Here is an 18,990-nt window from a genome sequence, read left to right as displayed (position 1 = left end):
TTAAATAGTGAAAATATTGTAAATTATTATTGATAATAATTATCGTTTGCATTATTATCTACGCCATTCTACTCTGAGTAATAAACATTAGGCTGTTATGAGTTCAACGGATTTAGACGCGCCACCACTTAAATCGTTATTGCTAGCTATTGTTGCAGTCTTAGGACTCCATGTGCTTGCCGCAATTGCACTAGTGGCAATAAAAACGCCTGAACTCAAACCTGAGCCAAAAAAAGAGATGTCACCACTTGAGATAAAGTTTGTGTCATTACCGGCAAAAACGGTCTCAACTGAAGTAGAAAAGCAAACAGTCACAGCCAAAAAAGAAGTACAGCCTGAGGTACAAGTTCAGCCAGCGCCGCAACCTGAACCAAAGCCTAAAGAGCCGGTTAAACAACCAACAGAGACACCAGTAAAACCAAAAGAGCCTGTTGTAAAAAATGTAGAGCCGAAAGTGACGCCTGTGATAGCGTCAGAAAAGCCTCGTCCTGATACCAGTCAAAAAGTAGCCCCAAAAGAGCCGCTACCGAAACCAAAGGTTGATAACTCAGCAGCTGAAGCACAACGTCAAGCAGCTGCCCAAGCTGAATCAGAGCGACAAGCCAGAAAAGCTGAGCAAGAGGCGCAAGCTAGGGCAGAGCAAGAAGCCAAAAGAGTCGCTGATGCCAAAGCTGCCGCTCAAGCGAAGGCCGCCGCTGCACAAGCAAGAGCTGAGGCGGAAGCAGCAGCTGCTTTAGCACAGAGCAATGAGCCTGTGAGCTTTACTGCTAGCTCAGCCAACTGGGCATCTGCGCCAAACTTTAGTTTCCCTGAGCGCGCCGCACGTAGAGCCCGTTCTGGTGATACGCTCAACGTTGTCTTGGTATTACGAGTCAACAAGCAAGGCGGCATCGATAACGTGCGCGTTGCTCAATCATCAGGTAATCCGCTAGTAGACAAAGAAGCCCGACGTCAAGTGCGATCTGGCAAGTTCAAACCCTTTACTAAGAATGGCGTACCCGTGGTAGGTGATGTGACCTTACCGATCAGTTACGCGGTTCCTTGATAACTCACATTTTATAACAACGTATTTATTAATAATCTTTCATTATAAAACTAAACATGATATTTACCTCAGTATCATGTAATGGCATTACACATTAAGGAGTCTGACATGGACTTTATGCAATACTGGCAGATCAGCGACATGGTGACAAAAACGTTGTTCTTTTTGTTGCTTGCGTTATCTATTCTCTCTTGGGTGACAGGTATCGTCCGCGTATTGCAAAGCCGCAAACTGGCGACCAATGTAGCAGATGATTTGAGTCAGCAATTACAAGCCAGACAGTCTGACTTGGCTGGTTCTGATGCTGCCACTCGCCGTTTGGTAACTGAGCAGACTTTGCTCAAGCACATCGGTCGCTATCGTTTTGCTAGTGAGCGTGGTCTGCCGATTCTTGGTACGACGGCAGCGATTGCACCGTTCATTGGCTTGTTTGGTACGGTATGGGGTATTTTCCATGCCTTGCACAACATCGGTATGAGTGGTCAGGCAGGATTGGGGCAAGTTGCAGGACCAGTCGGCGAAGCACTGATTATGACAGGTCTTGGTATTGCAGTAGCGATTCCAGCCGTGGTGTTTTACAACCTTGCAGTACGTATCAATCGCCGCATAATGTATCAAGCCAACGACAGAGCGCATGATTTATTGGCGCAATCAACGGGTCTTGTGGATACTACCAAGGTAACTGCAAGCCATGCTGCTAGTGCTTCACAAGTGCACTCTGCAACGAGCAGTCGTTCAACGACGAGCGAGACTCAGCATACCAGCAACTACAGTAATTCTGTGCCAAAGCAGCTATAGATAGTATTAATTCTACAGATACTGATTCTGTAAACGCTAGGTCTGTAAACATTAAGGCTGCAAGCGATAGGTCTATAAAGGCTCAAACGACAAGTCAAAAAACGGCTTGGCTGTGTGAAAATAACCAAAAGCATTGAGAGTAACTATGGCATTTCAATTGGGTGATGATGACGTACGAAGCATGGATGAGATGAACCTCATTCCGCTGATCGATATCATGCTGGTATTGATGATTATATTTTTATTGACAGCGACCGTGTTGAATCCGACGGTGCCTTTAGATTTGCCAGAGACTAGTGCCGCGCTCAATGAAACGCCGCCAGAAGCGATTCAAGTCAGTATTGATAAAGACGCGGGTATATTCTGGGATAGCGATCCAATCAGTATGGAAGAGTTAGAGAATCGCTTGCAGCAACAAGGCGCGACTGGTAAGAATCCAGCGGTACAGTTACGTGCGGATAAAGAAGGCAGGTACGATACGGTCGCTCAAGTCTTAGCAGCGGCAAGTAACGCTGGACTGACCAAAATCGCATTTGTGAATGAGTAGCTTAGTAGCTAAATACTGAATAACTTAAGCACTGAATAACTTAAGCACTGAATAGTTTAAGCACTGTGAGTTAGTGCTAGTAGCTTTGGCTCTATATTAGAAAACTGGCTAGATAAATCAATAGCCCAACCAGTAAAACAACCAGCACCGCTATAATAAAAACAATTAAAATAATAAAATTTTCTCCAACCTCATTAACTACTTAAACCTCAAATTAAGTCGTTAGTGAGGTTTTCTTTTTTTACCAGCCATAGCCAAACGGACGATAGCCGTAACCAAAACCTGCATGTCTGTAGCCAAATGGGTAAGGTGAGCGTAAGTAGTCGAGATCGCGCTGACGGATATAGTAGTAGCGCCCTTGGGAGTAGGCTTCTTCTAACTTCTCAATACCTTCTAACGGGCAGACAGGTTGCCAGTCATAGCCTTCGCGACCGAGCTTATAAGCATTCAGTTCGGTACAGTAGTTTTTGAGACCTTGTTGACGGCCTTGCTCCCATTGGATGCGGTTAGGGCTGGCGCCACCTATACTAGCGCAGCTATTGGTATAGTGACCGAAGTAGGCACCTGAACGTCCTTGCGAGCCATCAGCGTAGCCGACTTCTTGCCAGTTACTGCTTTGACACTGCTGCGGTGTTAGGCTCTGAGTCGTGGCACAGCCCGATAATGTCAGTACGACCGCGCCAAGTAGCGATAGGCTCATGCCTGTTTTGCTCATGACTTTATTCATCAGCTTGCGAGCGTGATAAGCGCCCGATGAGTTTGACTCAATAAGATAATTCATAATAAACCTGCGCGCGTTTAAAATTATGGTTTATCATAGCACTTTTTTGAGCTGACCACTTTTCGTATCTGGTTTTTATAGCGTACTGTGATCGGTAAGTTTGTATACGCTAAATAGCTGATTTAATAGCGTAACTTGCTAAATTGTCATATGCTTTAACAGCACTCGTTGCACCGCGATTGGACGACAACGCTTGATTTTTAATGGTTCGTGCTCATTATAAGCCCTTATATATAGTTGTTTGTTATCGTGCTAATCGCAAATCTATATGTACTGTTTATAAATAACGGTTCATTAGCGATATTTCACTCTATATCTCTTAGTATCTTTTTCATTTAGTCAAAAGGCCAGACCATCATGGGAACATTGATTGGCGTTATCATTGTACTATTCGTATTAGGGAGTATGATGGCGCTCAAACCGAACGGTATCGATCAGCGTTTGGATAAGCTGCGTATGACCGCGCGTCGTTTACAGCTCAATCCAAAGCTCGTTTCGTGCCCTGATTGGATCAAAGGCCGTGACAATGAGTATGGCCGCGGTATGCTTGGACAGTACTGCCTAATATTTGAAGACACTAAACTGCCGCATACCCGTTATCAAGTAATTGATGGACAGTGGCGACCAGACAGCAGTTTTGTCGATACCAGTACAGATGATAAGACGCTTACTATTCCCAGTGCGATTCGTTCTAGTCAAATCAGCAATAATCCGACAGTCAAAAAGACTGATTTTAGCTTGGATCAAGTGCCGTTAGAGCTGCCAGTAAGTATCGAGCCGTTCGTTAAAGGTCTATTGACCAAGGCGAATAGCATTATTATTTATTGGGAAGATATTGCTTATGTACGTCCAGCATCCAACCCAACGTATCATCAAAAACGGATCGAAGCGGACTTATTAGTGCTAAAAGAAAACCTTGAGAAGTGGGCGCTACAGATGCAAAAACAAGCATAAACCTAGTAAAGCGTTTTTTCGTCTCCATTAAAGGGCAATATGCAAGCGGTTTGTCATATTCAAATTATTTAAAGTTGACAGTTTAACGCTTAGCAGTGTAACGTCTTTATAACTATATCTTTATTTTATGGTTATTATTTGTTTTATAACCTTTTTTATCAGCAGCGATTATTACTATAAATAGCTGAGCCATGGTCAAACCATGAGTATTCGCTTCCATAAATTGCCGTGCTGCTGAATTTAACCTTACTTTTAATTTACTTATATTATGGTGTCGTCAAACATGGCAAAAACCACAACCAAAAAAAGTCCAGCACCAGCTGCTGACAGCCCAAAGGGTAAGTCTTTGGTGATCGTAGAATCACCAGCCAAGGCAAAAACGATTAATAAATACCTTGGTGATGACTTTATCGTACGCTCAAGTATCGGTCACGTCCGTGATTTGCCGGTTAGTGCGAGCAAAAGCGCAAAAAAAGCAACGGCCGCTAAAAAAGATGACAGTCTGACCAAAGAAGAAAAAGCGCAGCAAGCACTGGTACGCCGCATGGGTGTAGATCCAGAGCATGACTGGGCGGCAGTCTATGAAGTACTACCAAACAAAACCAAAGTCATCAAAGAGCTTAAAGCATTAGCCAAAGACGCTGATAAAATCTATCTGGCAACGGATATGGATAGAGAAGGGGAAGCGATTGCTTGGCATTTAAAAGAAGTCATCGGTGGCCCTGATAGTAAGTATCAACGTGTGGTCTTCAACGAGATTACCAAGTCAGCTATTCAAAGTGCGTTTAAACAGCCTTCGAAATTAGACATTGACCGCGTGAACGCGCAGCAAGCTCGTCGATTCTTGGACCGTGTTGTTGGTTTTATGGTATCGCCACTATTATGGCAAAAGATTGCCCGAGGACTGTCGGCAGGTCGTGTACAGTCAGTCGCTATGCGCTTAGTCGTTGAGCGTGAGCATGAAATTCGCGCGTTCATTCCAGAAGAGTACTGGCAGATTCATGCCGACACGCACATTGCTAATGGAAAAAAAGACACCGAGCAAATCGGTATACGCTTAGAGGCGACCAAACAAGGTGGCAAAACCCTAAAGCTTGGTAATAAAGAGCAGACTGATAAAGTTCTAGAAGTGCTCAAGGCAAGCGATTTTATCGTTAAAGAGCGTGAAGAAAAACCAACGCAATCACGTCCAAGCGCACCATTTATTACTTCGACCTTGCAACAGGCTGCTAGCACGCGCTTAGGATTCTCTGTTAAGAAAACCATGATTTTAGCGCAGCGTCTATATGAAGCGGGTCATATTACTTATATGCGTACCGATTCGACGTTCTTATCAGGCGACGCGCTTGCTGCTGTCCGTGGTCATATCGAAGACAGCTATGGCGCAAAATACGTACCAGAAAAACCAAATTTCTATGGTAACAAGCAAGGCGCACAAGAGGCGCATGAAGCGATTCGTCCTTCTAATGTCAATATGAAGTCAACGCAGCTCAAAGGTGTTGAGCGTGATGCGATACGTCTATACGAGCTAATCTGGCGTCAATTTGTGGCGTGTCAGATGTTACCTGCCAAATATTTATCAGTGAACCTGTTTGTAGGCGCAGATGATATCGAGCTAAAAGCGCGCGGTCGTACCATGGTATTTGATGGCTATACAAGAGTTATGCCACCGGCCAAGACTGACGATACCTTGCTTCCTGATGTCAAAAAAGGCGATAAGTTAAACCTAGATAAGCTAGATCCGAGCCAACATTTTACTAAGCCTGCGCCTCGCTATACTGAAGCCAGTCTAGTAAAAGAGCTTGAGAAAAAAGGCATCGGTCGTCCATCGACGTATGCCTCAATTATCTCAACCATTCAAGATCGTGGTTATGTGAAGCTTGAGAATAAGCGTCTGTTTGCCGAAAAAATGGGTGATATCGTCACTGATAGATTGACGGCTAGTTTCCCAGATTTAATGGATTATACCTTTACTGCTGCGTTAGAGGACAAGCTCGATCATGTGGCAGAAGGTGATCAAGACTGGAAAGATGTGCTTGATAATTTCTATGGTGAGTTTAAAACTACTCTAGAGCGTGCCAAAGAAAAAGACGGTATGCGTCCAAACGATCCAACTGACGTGCCAGATGTCCATTGTGATATCTGTGATCGTCCGATGCAGTTGCGTACCGGGTCAACAGGTGTATTCTTGGGCTGTACTGGCTATAACTTACCGCCAAAAGAGCGCTGTAAAGGCACCAAAAATCTAATGCCAGTCGAAGCATTCGCCAATCTAGATGATGCGGAAGGTGATGACGAAGCGGCAGAAGTTAAAGATTTGATGGAGAAAAAACGCTGTCCAAAATGTGGCACGGCGATGAATGGTTACATCGTAGATGGTGGTCTCAAACTACACATTTGCGGTAACAACCCTGATTGCGATGGTTATATTCTAGAAGAAGGCAAATTTGAAGTACCTGGCTCAGATGCACCAACCATTGACTGTAACAAGTGTGATGGACAGATGGAGCTTAAAACAGGACGCTTTGGTCCGTACTTTGCTTGTCAGAACTGTGATAACACGCGCAAGGTACTAAAAACAGGCGAAGCAGCACCGCCACGTATGGACCCAATCCACCTACCAGAGCTAAAGTCGACCAAGCACGATGATTATTTCATTTTGCGTGAAGGGGCGGCTGGGATGTTCTTAGCAGCGTCTAAGTTTCCAAAAGTGCGCGAGACACGTCCGCCAAAGCTGGCTGAGCTACGAGAAATTAAAGATAAAATGGAAGATAAGTTCCAGTATCTGTTTGCAGGGCCAGATGAAGATCCTGAAGGTAACCCAACCATCTTGCGCTGGTCACGTAAGAAAAAAGAGCAGTATATCGGCTCTGAGAAAAACGGCAAGGCCACACGTTGGGGTGTTTACTGGCGTAAAGGTGAATGGGTAGAGGAGTAACTATTGTTAAATCCACTATAGGGCTTTTATAGCGTCAGACTCATTTAATGTACTACAGGTACAATTTGCATTGGTCTTTCTTGTATTAGCTTTATATTGGCTTCAACGAACCTAATGGTTACTTCCAATAAAAAACCCTCTTACAGTTTAAGAGGGTTTTTTTTGCGCCTATAATATTTCTTTTAAGCTATTTCTACGTTTGCAAACCTAGCTTAAGTTCATAGGTTTAGATAGTATTAGTTTTTTACGATGATACCGCAACCAATACGATCGCCTGCATTACCTGAAGGCTGACTGGTATAGTCGTCAACGCCAGCATGTACGATAAAGGCCAAACGATTTACGCTGTATTTGCCTGCTTCAGTCGCTGCGATTTTCTTGTTCACATAGTTAATAGTAGCAACACCATCTTCATTAGCAGTTAAGTTTGGCAAGTCACCAGCATGACCATTCATGTCATCTGGATTAGAGTGTGGCTTGTTGTCTGGGTTGAAGTGACCGCCTGCTGCTTTACCCATGACGTCACAGCTACCTGTTTCATGGATATGTAATGAAACAGTTCTGCCTGGCTGTAGGTTAGTGAGTTTACCGTAAACTTGGACGCCGCCATCGACTGGACGTAAGAAAACTTGACCAACTTCTTTCTTCTCACCATCTACTGTTTGTATGGTTGATTTTAGCGTCGGTTGTGCTAAAGGATTGCCTGTTTGCATTTGACTTTCTACCGTTTGACAACCAGTCATTGCTAACGCTGAACCGCATAATAGGGTACTTACAATTAATGTCTTATTCATTATTATCTCCAATTGTTTGAGTTGTTATTTTTAATCTTCATTAAAGCCACGAATATCTATCGTTATTGTTCTATAAAAATGGGCGTCAATATTCGTTAACATCGGAGTCAGTATAGCCAAGCTAACTCTATAGTTATTCATCAAATGCGCAACAATCAGTTAATAAATGTAAGTAACGTATGGGTTTGAAAAACGAAATAGCATGAATAATTTCGAAATTAAATGGCTACAAATACGTAAGAAATCTACTAAGTAGGCTATGAATTGCAAGTAGATAAATAATAAACAGGCATAAAAAAGCCGCCCATCATTGTGATGAGCGGCTCTTATTTTTTAAGAATTGGCTAACGAATAATCAATTAATTGTGCAGTGCTTTGCCAGAGGTTTTATCAACCGTAACTTTTGCAGGTTTGATTGGTGTTGGCATACTCACCAAAGCAACCTTTAAGATTTCTTCAATCGTGGCAACTGGCTGAATGGTTAAGCCTTCTTTCACGTTATCAGGAATATCAGCCAAATCTCGCTCATTGGTCGCTGGAATCAAGACGTGTTTGATACCACCGCGATGTGCCGCAAGCAATTTCTCTTTAAGGCCACCGATACGTAATATCTTACCGCGTAAGGTAATCTCACCTGTCATCGCAATATCTGGACGGATAGCGATACCTGTCAACGCAGAGACGAGCGCTGTCGTCAGTGCACCACCAGCAGATGGGCCGTCTTTTGGCGTCGCACCTTCTGGCATATGGACATGGACGTCTGTTGTTTTAAACGTCTCGTAGTCGATACCTAAGCTGTCACCGCGAGCACGAACCACGCTCATGGCTGCGCGAATCGACTCTTTCATCACATCGCCTAGTGAACCGGTAAAGCTAAGCTCGCCTTTACCTTTCATACCGACCGCTTCGATGGTCAATAGCTCACCGCCGACTTGTGTCCAAGCAAGACCTGTAATACGACCAATCTCAGGCTCTTCTTCAGCCAGACCGTAGTCATACTGGTGCACACCTAGATAGTCATCGATATTTTTGTCATCGACTGTCACTAGCTGACGTTCTGCTTTTTTCGGAGCGCGCGCACCATGAGTTTCAACCGAACCACGAACCACTTTACGGCAGATTTTGTTCACTTCACGCTCAAGGTTACGCACACCTGCTTCACGCGTATAGCTACGCACGATGCTGTGCAATGCCGCTTCAACAATCTCAATCTCACCTTCTTTGAGACCATTTTGCTTAATCGCTTTTGGCAGTAGGTATTTTTGTGCGATATTGACCTTTTCTTCTTCGGTATAACCAGGCAGACGAATAACTTCCATACGGTCAAGCAGCGCAGGCGGAATATCCATACTGTTAGCAGTACAGATAAACATCACTTGCGACAAATCTAAGTCCATATCTAAATAATGGTCGTTAAACGTATCGTTCTGTGATGGGTCCAATACTTCAAGCAATGCTGATGCTGGATCACCGCGGAAGTCTTGCGCCATCTTATCGATTTCATCTAATAAGAATAGCGGGTTTTTGACTTCTACTTTTGCCAATGACTGAACGATTTTACCTGGCATAGCACCGATATAGGTACGGCGATGACCACGAATCTCTGCTTCATCACGTACGCCACCAAGCGCCATACGTACAAACTTACGACCCGTGGCACGGGCAATTGATTCACCCAATGAGGTTTTACCGACACCTGGAGGACCGACGAGACATAGAATCGGACCACGAAGTTTTTTCACGCGTGATTGCACGGCGAGGTACTCTAAGATGCGGTCTTTTACATCTTGTAGACCATAATGGTCTTCGTCTAACACCGTCTTAGCTTTGTCTAGATTAATAGATACTTTGGTCGTCGCATTCCACGGTGTGTCCAAAATCCATTCAATATAGTTACGTACGACTGACGATTCACTTGATGCAGGTGGCATCATTTTGAGCTTTTTAAACTCTTGCTCAGCTTTTTTGCGCACATCTTCTGGCAGGTCAGCATCTTCTAAACGCTGCTCTAACTCAGCCACATCATCTTCACCATCGAACGCGCCGTCATTCATATCTGACAGCTCGTTTTTGATGGCTTTCATCTTTTCATTTAAGAAGTATTCGCGCTGATTGTCTTCCATCTGCTGACGGACAGCATCTTGGATATCTTGTTCGATGTTTTGCTCAGCACTTTGCTTAACCAGATATTCAGTCAAAGTATTGATATGCGTTTTGATATCGTCTTCTTCTAAGAAAGACTGTTTGATATCAAGATCCATCGACACACGAGTTGAGATGAAATAAACCAACTCAAGCAAGTCGTCGATACGTTTGGCCACACGAGTCAGCTCACGTGCATTGCGAAGTCGCGCATCTGCATAGCTTTCGAATAATGTGGTTAACGCTTGAATGGTGTTTTTCTGTTGGCTCTCATCCATGCTGACATCAAGATCGGCACGCTCAAATCTCGCCATCAATAAATCGTCATGGCCTTCTATATTATCGACACGAGCGCGGTATTGACCTTCGATCAATACTTTAATGCAGTTCTCATCGCTGTCATGTGGCATAGTGCTGACGATGCGACACACCGTACCGTACTGATACAAGTTATCTTGATCAATATCTTCGGTCAGTGAGTCTTTTTGCGCGACTACCAGTACTTTGTTGCCATACTCAGCCTGTGCCAACTCAACCGCTTTCACCGATGGTGCGCGTCCCACAAACAGTGCAATTTGCATATGTGGATAAACGACGACGTCGCGTAATGCTAGCAGTGGTAGATAGCTTTCATCTTCATTGTCTTTGACAGCGTTGGATGAGGCATTTGACGCATCCGTAGATGAGCTTTCTGTCTCATTATTCGCGTCAGCACTTATGTTAGCGTCAGTGTCAGTATTTGCATCAGACGTCGTGTCAGTGTTAAGGGCAGATGATACATCGATGTCGATGTTGTCTTTATCAATATTATGTTCACTCATATGTTTTTCCTCGTTCCCCAGACTTGTAAAGTCAAGTTCGTGGTTCATGTTTAGATAAATGGTGCTCACGAAAAAAATTGCAAGGCTGATTGGTGAAGTCGTCTGCTTATCTTTGTTAAATAGTTGTCTGAGTGCCCAGTTATTAATGCAATCAATGTTACCAATGACATGTTGTCAACGGTATAACTGGTCTGTGAAGGATAAAGACAGTCAGAAATTATAGAAGAGGGTTTAGATGTATAGGTGGTATTTGGCTACCTATGTTGATGCCTAATCGGTTCTATGCGTAGGCTTTATACCCAAAATAAGGTAAACTGGCGCGCGTCTAAAACAGGCTCTCATATTGAGACGTTTTAGACAACAGGGCGATATTCATTAGTTTCAATATTCATAGGTCTCATTAAGACCAAAGTATAAAGAACAAGGGGCAACACATGGCCATCAATGCAGTATTGCTAGCAGTTATTATCATGCTAGGACTGTCACTTTCGCGAGTGCACGTGGTGCTCAGTTTATTAATCGGGGCGCTGGCAGGTGGACTGCTAGCAGGGCTTGGTATTACTGATACGCTTAATGCTTTTCAAGAAGGCATCCGTAATGGCGCAGAGATTGCGCTGTCATATGCACTGCTCGGGGCGTTTGCGGTAGCGATTGCTCATTCGGGCTTGCCGCAATCGTTGGCAGGCGCGGTCATCAAGCGTATTGATGCCGCTGGCACGAGTGGCATGATTAAGTACATGCTGTTTGCAGGCCTCATTATCATGAGCTGCTTTAGCCAAAACTTAATCCCTATTCATATTGCCTTTATTCCATTACTGGTACCGCCACTATTGTTAGCATTCAATCGCATGCAGATTGATAGACGCCTGATTGCTTGTCTGATTACTTTCGGACTGGTCACCACCTATATGTTTATTCCTTATGGTTTTGGTGATATCTATCTCAATCAGATTATGCTAAAAAACGTGGGTGAAGCGGGCATTGATGTTGCTAATATTTCTGTAGTGCAAGCCATGGCGATTCCTGCATTGGGTATGCTAATTGGTTTGCTGGTTGCCGTATTTTTCAGCTACCGTAAGCCACGCGCATATCAGCAGATTGCGATAGATCAGCAAGCGCATGATGCCGTCGTAGAAGGCGATGCATTAAGCAAAACTGCTGCTGGTGCACAGTCACAAAGCAAGCTAAAGACACTGGTTGCACTGGCTGCTATCGTGACTGCTTTTGTGGTGCAGTTATATACTGATTCGCTACTACTTGGCTCGATGTTTGGCTTCGGTGTGTTTATGGCAACTGGCGTGGTGAAATGGCGTGATGCTGATGGCGTCTTTAATGACGGTATTAAGTTGATGGCGATGATTGGCTTTATTATGATTACCGCGCAAGGTTTTGCTGAAGTAATGAAAGCGACTGAGCAGATTCAGCCATTGGTCGATGGGGCAGCGTCACTGTTCGCTGGTAACAAAGCGATGGCTGCCTTTATTATGCTATTGATCGGTTTGATCGTGACCATGGGTATTGGTTCGTCATTTTCGACCATTCCTATCTTGGCCGCGATTTATGTACCGCTGTGTATCTCTCTAGGGTTTTCACCGTTGGCTACTGTGGCGATTATCGGTACGGCTGGCGCGCTGGGTGATGCGGGTTCGCCTGCGTCAGATTCAACATTGGGGCCAACGTCTGGTCTAAATATCGATGGACAGCATGACCATATCAAAGACAGTGTGATACCGACATTCTTGCATTACAACATTCCGCTATTGGCCTTTGGTTGGATTGCAGCGATGGTGTTGTAAGTTTTTGATACGTGTAAAATGCTCAGTAGCTTTGTAAGGTGTGCCGTGCACACCTTACAGCTCCCATTAGTATTTAATTGATGCTAACCTTTAAACAATCTAATCTATTATATGCAGGCTAGACATTATGGACAGTCAAGGCTTTAGTCAAAGTGAAGTAGAGTTATTGTTAAAAGGGCTTAGAGTTTTATTATCTGAAAAAGCAAAGAGCGATCCTGAATTAATACAATGGTCGTATGTAAGAAGTGATCCTTACATGGAAGTATTTGCTGTAGATAAGGCGAAATATGAAGAAGACCGCAATCATATAATAGATTTAATTCGTAAATTAGAAAAAGGCTAGCTCAGTAATAAAGTGATGTTAAATTAACTAGTAAATCACTCATCGAAACCTCTCAACTCGTCACTTAAACCATTCAAAAACTCATCACTTTGCGCGAGCAATTCATTTAAGCGATCTTCATTGACGAGCCGTGTCATTTCATCAGCGCTAAACGGTTGCTCTTGACTGTAGTAACGTTGCTCCCTAGCGTCCTCATTGCCTAATGTTTGCAAATATTCATCCACACTGTCTGCAATAGAATCAGCAGCGCTAGAGTCTTTTTCAAATTGTTTATCGTCTTTCATCAAAACCACCTTATGCCGCTTGGCGTAATTAAACCATCTAATGGCACATCCCACGGTTGACGCGCTAATTGTTCCACCACTTGAAAATCATAACACCAGCCTATCTTTAACGGCCTTGAAGCCCCTGATCGATGGCTGTTACCAAGCGTCGTATCATAGAACCCGCCACCCATGCCCATACGATTACCATTTAGATCAACCGCCACCAGTGGACAGATAATCACGTCTAGTTCTGAGGCCCATAATAGAGCGCGGCTATGATTCTGCTTCATGCCTAATTGATGAATGCGAGTAGGGATATTCACCAGTTTTGAATGATAAACAGGTACGAAGCGCAATCGTTTATCGTCATTACCATTGCTAGTACGGCCAAGTGAGCCGACGACTGGTAAGTAAGGAAAATAGCCTAAGTGCTGACACCAGTCAAGCAGTGGCTGAGTGGGCAACTCACCAAATCCATCGTAATATAGTCCAACACGCGCATGTGCTGGCAATCGCTGCTGTAGCTTAGATAGATGTAAACTTGTAGATTGAGCAAGTTGTCTACGTTCGCCATCGCTCAACTGGCGGCGTTGGCGAGTAAAAAGCCGTCTAGGCGGGTTGCTGATGACAGGTTCGGATGTTTCAGCGTTTTTTGAGTCCGAATTATCTGAATCAAAGTTATTTGGCTCAGGGCGTATTGGTTTAGGGTGCATAATTTTAGAGTGCATAGGTATCTTATCCAATGAAGTATCAGATTGGTGATGACAGGCGTTTTTAGACATTCGTTTTTAGGTATCGCTCAAGGCTATTTGTGAATATTCAATACGCCTTAGTCATGCTATCATAACGCCACTTTACATCGTATTTCCGTTTATGTGCAGCAGCTGTTGCACTTTTTATCGTTCAGTTATTTAACAACAAACCAGTAAAGAGGGTAGTTATGTCGACACAGAATCAGGCAACTCGTACCGAAAAAGACACCATGGGCAACGTTGAAGTCCCAGCTGATGCTTATTGGGGTGCGCAAACTCAGCGTAGCCGCGAAAACTTTAAAATCGGTGGCGAGACTTTGCCGCGTCCAATGATTGAAGCGATGGCACTGGTCAAAAAAGCCGCTGCGATTACCAATGCAAGCCTAGAGCGTATCGAAGGCGACAAGCGTGATCTCATCGTACAAGCCGCTGACGAAATCATCAATGGTGGTCTGGTCGATCAGTTCCCATTGGTCGTATGGCAGACAGGTTCTGGCACCCAGTCAAACATGAACATGAACGAAGTATTGGCCAACCGTGCTAACGAAATCGCTGGCTCTGAGCGTGGCAGCTACACGCCAATTCACCCAAATGACCATGTAAACCATGCACAGTCTACCAACGACAGCTTCCCAACAGCGATTCGTGTGGCTGCTGCTCGTCAGATCAACAGCTTGTTGATTCCAGCGGTAAAAGCACTACGCGATACGCTAGCGGCAAAAGCCAAAGAATTCGATAGCATCGTAAAAATCGGTCGTACGCATCTACAAGACGCGACGCCTTTGACCCTAGGCCAAGAGTTCAGCGGCTATGTGAGCCAACTTGACCATTCATTGACTCGTATCGACAACGCGCTACAAGGTCTATATGAATTGCCACTAGGCGGTACTGCGGTTGGTACTGGTCTAAACGCCCACCCTGATTATGCGGTAAAATCAGCTGAGCAATTAGCGACTTTGACTGGCTTGCCGTTCGTTACGTCACCGAACAAATTCGAAGCACTAGCGGCTCGTGATGCCGAAGTATTTGCGTCAGGCGCACTAAAAACGCTAGCGGGCAGCTTAAACAAAATCGCTAACGACGTACGTTGGTTGGCATCTGGTCCTCGTTGTGGTCTGGGTGAGTTGACGATTCCTGAAAATGAGCCAGGCTCTTCTATCATGCCAGGCAAAGTGAACCCAACTCAGTCAGAAGCAATGACCATGGTTGTCGCTCAGGTTATGGGTAACGACACGACTATCAGCATGGCTGGCGCGTCAGGTAACTTTGAGCTAAACGTGTATAAGCCAGTTATCGCGTTTAACTTGTTACAGTCTATCAAACTGCTTGGCGACGCTTGCAACAGCTTTAACGAAAACTGTGCCGTAGGTATCGAGCCAGTAAAAGACAAAATCGATGACTTCTTGCACAACTCATTGATGCTAGTGACGTCATTGAACCGTCATGTTGGTTATGAAAATGCCGCAAAAATCGCTAAGACGGCTTATAAAGAAAATAAAACTTTGAAGCAAGTGGCGGTTGAGCTAGAGCTATTAACTGAAGCACAGTTTGATGAGTGGGTAATTCCTGCTGATATGGTACATCCTAAGTAAGCTAGCTAATAGTTTCTTGAAATAGTAAAAGACCTTGTCATGTGGCAAGGTCTTTTACTATTTCATATGGTGAGATGCTGGCCTTTACGCTATGATCACTCAACCTCATATCACAATTTCTTTAAATCTTGAGAGATAGATTATGCATTTAAAGCAAAAGTTCACCAGTATGGCAGCAGGTTATTTATGCTTAATAGTCTCTACGGGTATTAGCTGCTCAGTATTAGCAAAGGATGCGATCGTCGACGAAAATTCTGTAGCGAGTAATAAAGGTTATTCACAAGATGATTTTTCTCAAGTATATGATTCAGAGGTTAATACTACGTACAGTGACGAAGAATCCACTAGTGAACTTTTAGAAGCTGCAAATAACGGCAGCGTAGAAGCACAGTATCATCTTGGTGCTATGTATTTTGAAGGACTAGTAGTCGATAAAGACTATGTTGAGGCTAGGAAGTGGTTTTTAAAAGCTGCGAATCAAGGAGATGCAAATGCTCAGTACGTTTTGGCTTCAATATACTGCTCAGGACTAGGTACAGATGTTAATTATATTAAAGCAGCCAAATGGTTTAAAAAATCTGCTGAGCAAGGCAATATTAATGCTCAATTTTTCATAGGTTTACTTTATTTTGAAGGTAAAGGTGTTGAAAAAGACTATCTTGAAGCTTTTAAGTGGTTTGAACTGGCTGCCGATCAAGGTGATGCAAAATCCCAAGTAAATTTAGGCTGGATGTATATGAACGGGTTAGGTGTTGATTTCGATCATATCAAATCATTTAATTGGTACAAAAAAGCTAAAGAACAGGGAGATAACTCATCTCTCCATCCTCTTGGCGTCAGGTAAGTATAACGGGTAAAAGATATAGTAATGTACGACATAGTTTAAAGGTTAACGAACTTAGAAGAGCCATACGTTACTAAGGCGTGTTTCTATTTTAAAAATGGTGATAAACGTTTGGATCAAGAATATGTCCTAGACTCATTTAAATACAATGCTTAATAAGGATTGGAACCAACTATTCGAAACAGAGTCTTTCTCAATTCTATTTTTTTCAGCCATCAATCGTTTTTCTAATTCGTTCGATTCTAACGCTAAAGCGTATTCTTTTGCTGCTTTCATAGCAATTTCAAGACCAGCATAAGGAAAGTCGTATTTTATTTCGCCCAATTGTTTGTATGCAATATTAAAAGCTTCAATACCATACTCTGTGCGGTCAGTCAGCAAGCTAAATTCAAAAATCTGCTCAATAGTCATACAACCTACATCTTATGAGTATTCAAAATAACTTTTTATGGTTTAGCTCATTTTAAAATAAAAAAGCCGAGCAAAATGCTCAGCTTTTTTATATTAAATCTATCGAAAACTCTAGAATTTATAAAGCAAACCAAGCGTGGTCGCTGCTTCAGTACGTGAGTCGACCATTGGGCTATCGTACTGCTCATTTGGTACATAGCTCACGCTTTGATTGGCAAATCCTGCCCAACGTTCATTGAAATCATAGTTGGCACTGATATTGATATACGGATTCAGGCTTGAGTTAGATTTATAAGCGTCAACGCCTGTCTCTGCTGACTCTTTTTCACTGACACCATAGTAGTATTCATTGTAGTCAGCATCATGATATTCAAAGCCAATACTTGGATAAACCGTTAGCTTGCCTCTAGTAATTCTAGAAAGGTAGGTCAAGCGAGCCGTGTTGCCGCCACTACGATCTAATACATCAGCACCTATCTGCGCGCGGATGCCGCCAATAGCCGTACGACGCTGATAGCTTAGACCTGCTTCTGCTGATGATTTACGCTCATCCAAACCTTGTAGTGCACCATTGGCATCATCAGGTTCAAACTCAGAACCCGCAAGCTTGGCATAGGCAGATAACTGATTGACACCATCATTGATCAGATACGCACCAGCTTGCGCACCGCGTACATAGACTTTGTTGTTGTCATAAAATGCACCTGGTAGCACGCGCACTTCAGTGCTGTCTTCGAGATCATAGGCCGATTTGACTGCCATGACATTGACCCCAACGCTGAGCTCAGCATCTTTGTCAGTCGGCAAGTTGTCATTAAAAAGTGCGGCGTTAGACATGCTAGCCACACTAAATAGTGCAGTAGCGGTAAACGCGCTAAACATAGTACGTGTAGAGATATTAGGTAGCGCTGCAAGTTTTAACATAATTGGATCTCGTAAGTGAGTATAAATAACTGAGTGGTGCGAGTAAGCAAAACGTGTTCAAAAGAGTAAGCGATAAAACGAATCAGTAATGTTGGTCAGTATGCTGTTTTTGGGAGCTATATAGCAATGATAGATAAGTATGAGCATTTACTCAATGGCTTTTAGTACTTGCAGTAATTGCTGATGAATATCTTGCCACCACCAGACAAAAACAATGCTAATAAGTAACATCGCAAGCCATGGCAATAGTTGCCAAATAATGGAAGGTTTTTTAAGTGCTTCGGGTTCAATACTATTATGATGAACAGCTTCGTGACTTAACGGTGAATTGTTAGCAGTAACGCTTTCAGCACTATTGTTAGCATTTATATCAGACACATTCGTTTCATTGTTAGCAAGCACAGTATCTTGCTCAGTCGAAGCAGAATTAAGATAAGGCGATTGTTCGATAGAAGTGGCATCATACGGACTTTGATTATCGTGTTGTTCACTATACTGACTGTTATATGATGGGGTGTCGTGAGCGCTGTATGAATAGTTGGTTTGATAAGCGTTGAACGTGCGCTGCTGCTGAATCGCTGCGTTTTGTATAGCGACTGCTAGACGCTGACGGTAGCCAATCGCAAAAGCCAATGCAATCACTAGTCCCGTGATTGCGCCACCGATATGACCAGCATTATCAATTCCCGGTACGGCAAACCCATAGACGAGGTTGATGCCCATAATAAATATCAGGCTTTTGAGGTTAAGCACCATGCCATTGACCGATATTTTAAACAGTGCAGCAATTAATAATGCCGCACCAATACCCATAATACCGCCAGAAGCCCCAGCTGATAGCCCAGGCTGTCCTGTACCATCCAAAATACTTTGCCACGTTACATAGCTATTGAGTAAGTTGCCACCGATTGCCGCCAGCAAAAATAACGCCAAAAACTTAGCTGAGCCAAACATCGGCTCGGCAATCTGCCCAAAGAAATACATGGCAAACCCATTAAACAATAAATGCATCAAACCAATGTGCAAAAACGCACTACTGACCAGTCGCCAAGGATCATCACCCATAGTAAAAGGCAATGCATTGGCACCCCATTTGAGCAGTGCCTCAGTTGAAGGGTTATTGGCATCGACGCCCGTCAGTACCTGCATAATAAATAGCCCAATAAAGCTGGCTAGTAGCAGGGTAGTGACGGGTGCTGTTTTTAATAGTTGTTGAATGGTCATAAAAGCGAGATATCATCA

17 protein-coding genes are annotated in these 18,990 nt (G+C 43.6%); 9 read left to right on the top strand and 8 right to left on the bottom strand.

The genetic code is table 11. The features are described 5' to 3' along the window. Positions 1-97: 97 nt before the first annotated feature. The 3 genes from ACQKC9_RS09500 to ACQKC9_RS09490 all read left to right on the top strand — a co-directional run bounded on the left by ACQKC9_RS09500 (position 98) and on the right by ACQKC9_RS09490 (position 2,390). On the top strand, positions 98-1,045 hold the full coding sequence (locus tag ACQKC9_RS09500; protein ID WP_427621572.1) for an energy transducer TonB: 948 nt from the start codon (positions 98-100) through the stop codon (positions 1,043-1,045). Positions 1,046-1,153: 108 nt separating this feature from the next. Further along, positions 1,154-1,843, top strand: coding sequence for a MotA/TolQ/ExbB proton channel family protein (locus tag ACQKC9_RS09495; protein ID WP_427621570.1), 690 nt, complete (start codon positions 1,154-1,156; stop codon positions 1,841-1,843). Positions 1,844-1,988: 145 nt separating this feature from the next. Beyond that, the gene (locus tag ACQKC9_RS09490; RefSeq protein ID WP_201548193.1) at positions 1,989-2,390 is read left to right on the top strand and encodes an ExbD/TolR family protein; all 402 of its coding nucleotides are present in this window, start codon (positions 1,989-1,991) and stop codon (positions 2,388-2,390) included. Between the two features lie 241 nt (positions 2,391-2,631). Here the strand turns inward: ACQKC9_RS09490 and ACQKC9_RS09485 are convergent, their stop codons facing one another. Next, positions 2,632-3,171 (bottom strand): DUF2799 domain-containing protein, encoded by a 540-nt coding sequence (locus ACQKC9_RS09485; protein WP_427621569.1) that lies wholly within the window; start codon positions 3,169-3,171, stop codon positions 2,632-2,634. A 357-nt stretch (positions 3,172-3,528) separates the two neighbouring features. Between ACQKC9_RS09485 and ACQKC9_RS09480 the strand changes: the two genes are divergently transcribed. Both ACQKC9_RS09480 and topA read left to right on the top strand, forming a co-directional pair. After that, a complete protein-coding gene (locus tag ACQKC9_RS09480) occupies positions 3,529-4,125 on the top strand; it encodes a hypothetical protein (RefSeq protein WP_179797808.1) in 597 nt (198 codons plus the stop codon). Between the two features lie 283 nt (positions 4,126-4,408). Continuing rightward, entirely contained in the window at positions 4,409-7,063 is a 2,655-nt protein-coding gene (gene topA / locus ACQKC9_RS09475) for a type I DNA topoisomerase (protein ID WP_427621568.1), read from the top strand. 236 nt (positions 7,064-7,299) lie between these two features. Here topA and ACQKC9_RS09470 read toward each other — a convergent pair whose 3' ends face one another. Further along, positions 7,300-7,857 (bottom strand): superoxide dismutase family protein, encoded by a 558-nt coding sequence (locus ACQKC9_RS09470; protein WP_427621567.1) that lies wholly within the window; start codon positions 7,855-7,857, stop codon positions 7,300-7,302. A 359-nt stretch (positions 7,858-8,216) separates the two neighbouring features. Continuing rightward, entirely contained in the window at positions 8,217-10,820 is a 2,604-nt protein-coding gene (lon, locus tag ACQKC9_RS09465) for an endopeptidase La (RefSeq protein ID WP_427621566.1), read from the bottom strand. Positions 10,821-11,254: 434 nt separating this feature from the next. Here lon and ACQKC9_RS09460 point away from each other — a divergent pair, with 434 nt between their 5' ends. Further along, positions 11,255-12,616, top strand: coding sequence for a Na+/H+ antiporter family protein (locus ACQKC9_RS09460; RefSeq protein ID WP_427621565.1), 1,362 nt, complete (start codon positions 11,255-11,257; stop codon positions 12,614-12,616). A 127-nt stretch (positions 12,617-12,743) separates the two neighbouring features. Then, the gene (locus ACQKC9_RS09455; RefSeq protein ID WP_371531944.1) at positions 12,744-12,959 is read left to right on the top strand and encodes a hypothetical protein; all 216 of its coding nucleotides are present in this window, start codon (positions 12,744-12,746) and stop codon (positions 12,957-12,959) included. 35 nt (positions 12,960-12,994) lie between these two features. On the opposite strand, the gene ACQKC9_RS09450 is transcribed toward ACQKC9_RS09455, so the two are convergent. Together ACQKC9_RS09450 and ACQKC9_RS09445 are read right to left on the bottom strand one after the other, a co-directional pair. Next, positions 12,995-13,243, bottom strand: coding sequence for a hypothetical protein (locus tag ACQKC9_RS09450; protein ID WP_427621564.1), 249 nt, complete (start codon positions 13,241-13,243; stop codon positions 12,995-12,997). Beyond that, complete coding sequence (locus ACQKC9_RS09445; protein ID WP_427621562.1) at positions 13,243-13,953, bottom strand: 5-formyltetrahydrofolate cyclo-ligase; 711 nt, start codon at positions 13,951-13,953, stop codon at positions 13,243-13,245. Before ACQKC9_RS09445 ends, ACQKC9_RS09450 begins: the two co-directional genes overlap by 1 nt. Positions 13,954-14,165: 212 nt before the next feature. On the opposite strand from ACQKC9_RS09445, the gene fumC reads away from it, so the two are divergent. Continuing rightward, positions 14,166-15,569 carry a class II fumarate hydratase gene (gene fumC, locus ACQKC9_RS09440; protein ID WP_102092240.1) on the top strand — a complete coding sequence of 468 codons (1,404 nt, stop codon included), beginning with the start codon at positions 14,166-14,168 and terminating at the stop codon, positions 15,567-15,569. Between the two features lie 169 nt (positions 15,570-15,738). Then, entirely contained in the window at positions 15,739-16,413 is a 675-nt protein-coding gene (locus ACQKC9_RS09435) for a tetratricopeptide repeat protein (RefSeq protein ID WP_427621561.1), read from the top strand. A gap of 135 nt (positions 16,414-16,548) precedes the next feature. Here ACQKC9_RS09435 and ACQKC9_RS09430 read toward each other — a convergent pair whose 3' ends face one another. From ACQKC9_RS09430 to ACQKC9_RS09420, 3 genes are all read right to left on the bottom strand, one after another. Further along, positions 16,549-16,824, bottom strand: a complete 276-nt coding sequence (locus tag ACQKC9_RS09430) for a hypothetical protein (protein WP_201578737.1) — start codon at positions 16,822-16,824, stop codon at positions 16,549-16,551. Positions 16,825-16,935: 111 nt separating this feature from the next. Next, positions 16,936-17,748 (bottom strand): MipA/OmpV family protein, encoded by an 813-nt coding sequence (locus tag ACQKC9_RS09425; protein ID WP_427621560.1) that lies wholly within the window; start codon positions 17,746-17,748, stop codon positions 16,936-16,938. 147 nt (positions 17,749-17,895) lie between these two features. Further along, positions 17,896-18,972: a rhomboid family intramembrane serine protease gene (locus ACQKC9_RS09420; RefSeq protein WP_427621559.1), complete on the bottom strand. Its 1,077-nt coding sequence runs from the start codon at positions 18,970-18,972 to the stop codon at positions 17,896-17,898. Between the last annotated feature and the right edge of the window lie 18 nt (positions 18,973-18,990).

Origin of the sequence: Psychrobacter sp. NPDC078409, assembly GCF_050268505.1 — a bacterium.
Lineage (GTDB): Bacteria > Pseudomonadota > Gammaproteobacteria > Pseudomonadales > Moraxellaceae > Psychrobacter.
The sequence above is the reverse complement of the archived record's forward strand: the minus strand, read 5'-3'. Positions and strand labels throughout refer to the sequence as shown.

Coding starts and splice junctions, on each gene's coding strand:
- ACQKC9_RS09485 (WP_427621569.1), bottom strand. CDS start 3,171: ATGAATTATCTTATTGAGTCAAACTCATCGGGCGCTTATCACGCTCGC.
- topA (WP_427621568.1), top strand. CDS start 4,409: ATGGCAAAAACCACAACCAAAAAAAGTCCAGCACCAGCTGCTGACAGC.
- ACQKC9_RS09460 (WP_427621565.1), top strand. CDS start 11,255: ATGGCCATCAATGCAGTATTGCTAGCAGTTATTATCATGCTAGGACTG.
- ACQKC9_RS09480 (WP_179797808.1), top strand. CDS start 3,529: ATGGGAACATTGATTGGCGTTATCATTGTACTATTCGTATTAGGGAGT.
- ACQKC9_RS09500 (WP_427621572.1), top strand. CDS start 98: ATGAGTTCAACGGATTTAGACGCGCCACCACTTAAATCGTTATTGCTA.
- ACQKC9_RS09430 (WP_201578737.1), bottom strand. CDS start 16,824: ATGACTATTGAGCAGATTTTTGAATTTAGCTTGCTGACTGACCGCACA.
- ACQKC9_RS09470 (WP_427621567.1), bottom strand. CDS start 7,857: ATGAATAAGACATTAATTGTAAGTACCCTATTATGCGGTTCAGCGTTA.
- ACQKC9_RS09420 (WP_427621559.1), bottom strand. CDS start 18,972: ATGACCATTCAACAACTATTAAAAACAGCACCCGTCACTACCCTGCTA.
- ACQKC9_RS09450 (WP_427621564.1), bottom strand. CDS start 13,243: ATGAAAGACGATAAACAATTTGAAAAAGACTCTAGCGCTGCTGATTCT.
- ACQKC9_RS09455 (WP_371531944.1), top strand. CDS start 12,744: ATGGACAGTCAAGGCTTTAGTCAAAGTGAAGTAGAGTTATTGTTAAAA.
- ACQKC9_RS09425 (WP_427621560.1), bottom strand. CDS start 17,748: ATGTTAAAACTTGCAGCGCTACCTAATATCTCTACACGTACTATGTTT.
- ACQKC9_RS09445 (WP_427621562.1), bottom strand. CDS start 13,953: ATGCACTCTAAAATTATGCACCCTAAACCAATACGCCCTGAGCCAAAT.
- fumC (WP_102092240.1), top strand. CDS start 14,166: ATGTCGACACAGAATCAGGCAACTCGTACCGAAAAAGACACCATGGGC.
- ACQKC9_RS09435 (WP_427621561.1), top strand. CDS start 15,739: ATGGCAGCAGGTTATTTATGCTTAATAGTCTCTACGGGTATTAGCTGC.
- lon (WP_427621566.1), bottom strand. CDS start 10,820: ATGAGTGAACATAATATTGATAAAGACAACATCGACATCGATGTATCA.
- ACQKC9_RS09495 (WP_427621570.1), top strand. CDS start 1,154: ATGGACTTTATGCAATACTGGCAGATCAGCGACATGGTGACAAAAACG.
- ACQKC9_RS09490 (WP_201548193.1), top strand. CDS start 1,989: ATGGCATTTCAATTGGGTGATGATGACGTACGAAGCATGGATGAGATG.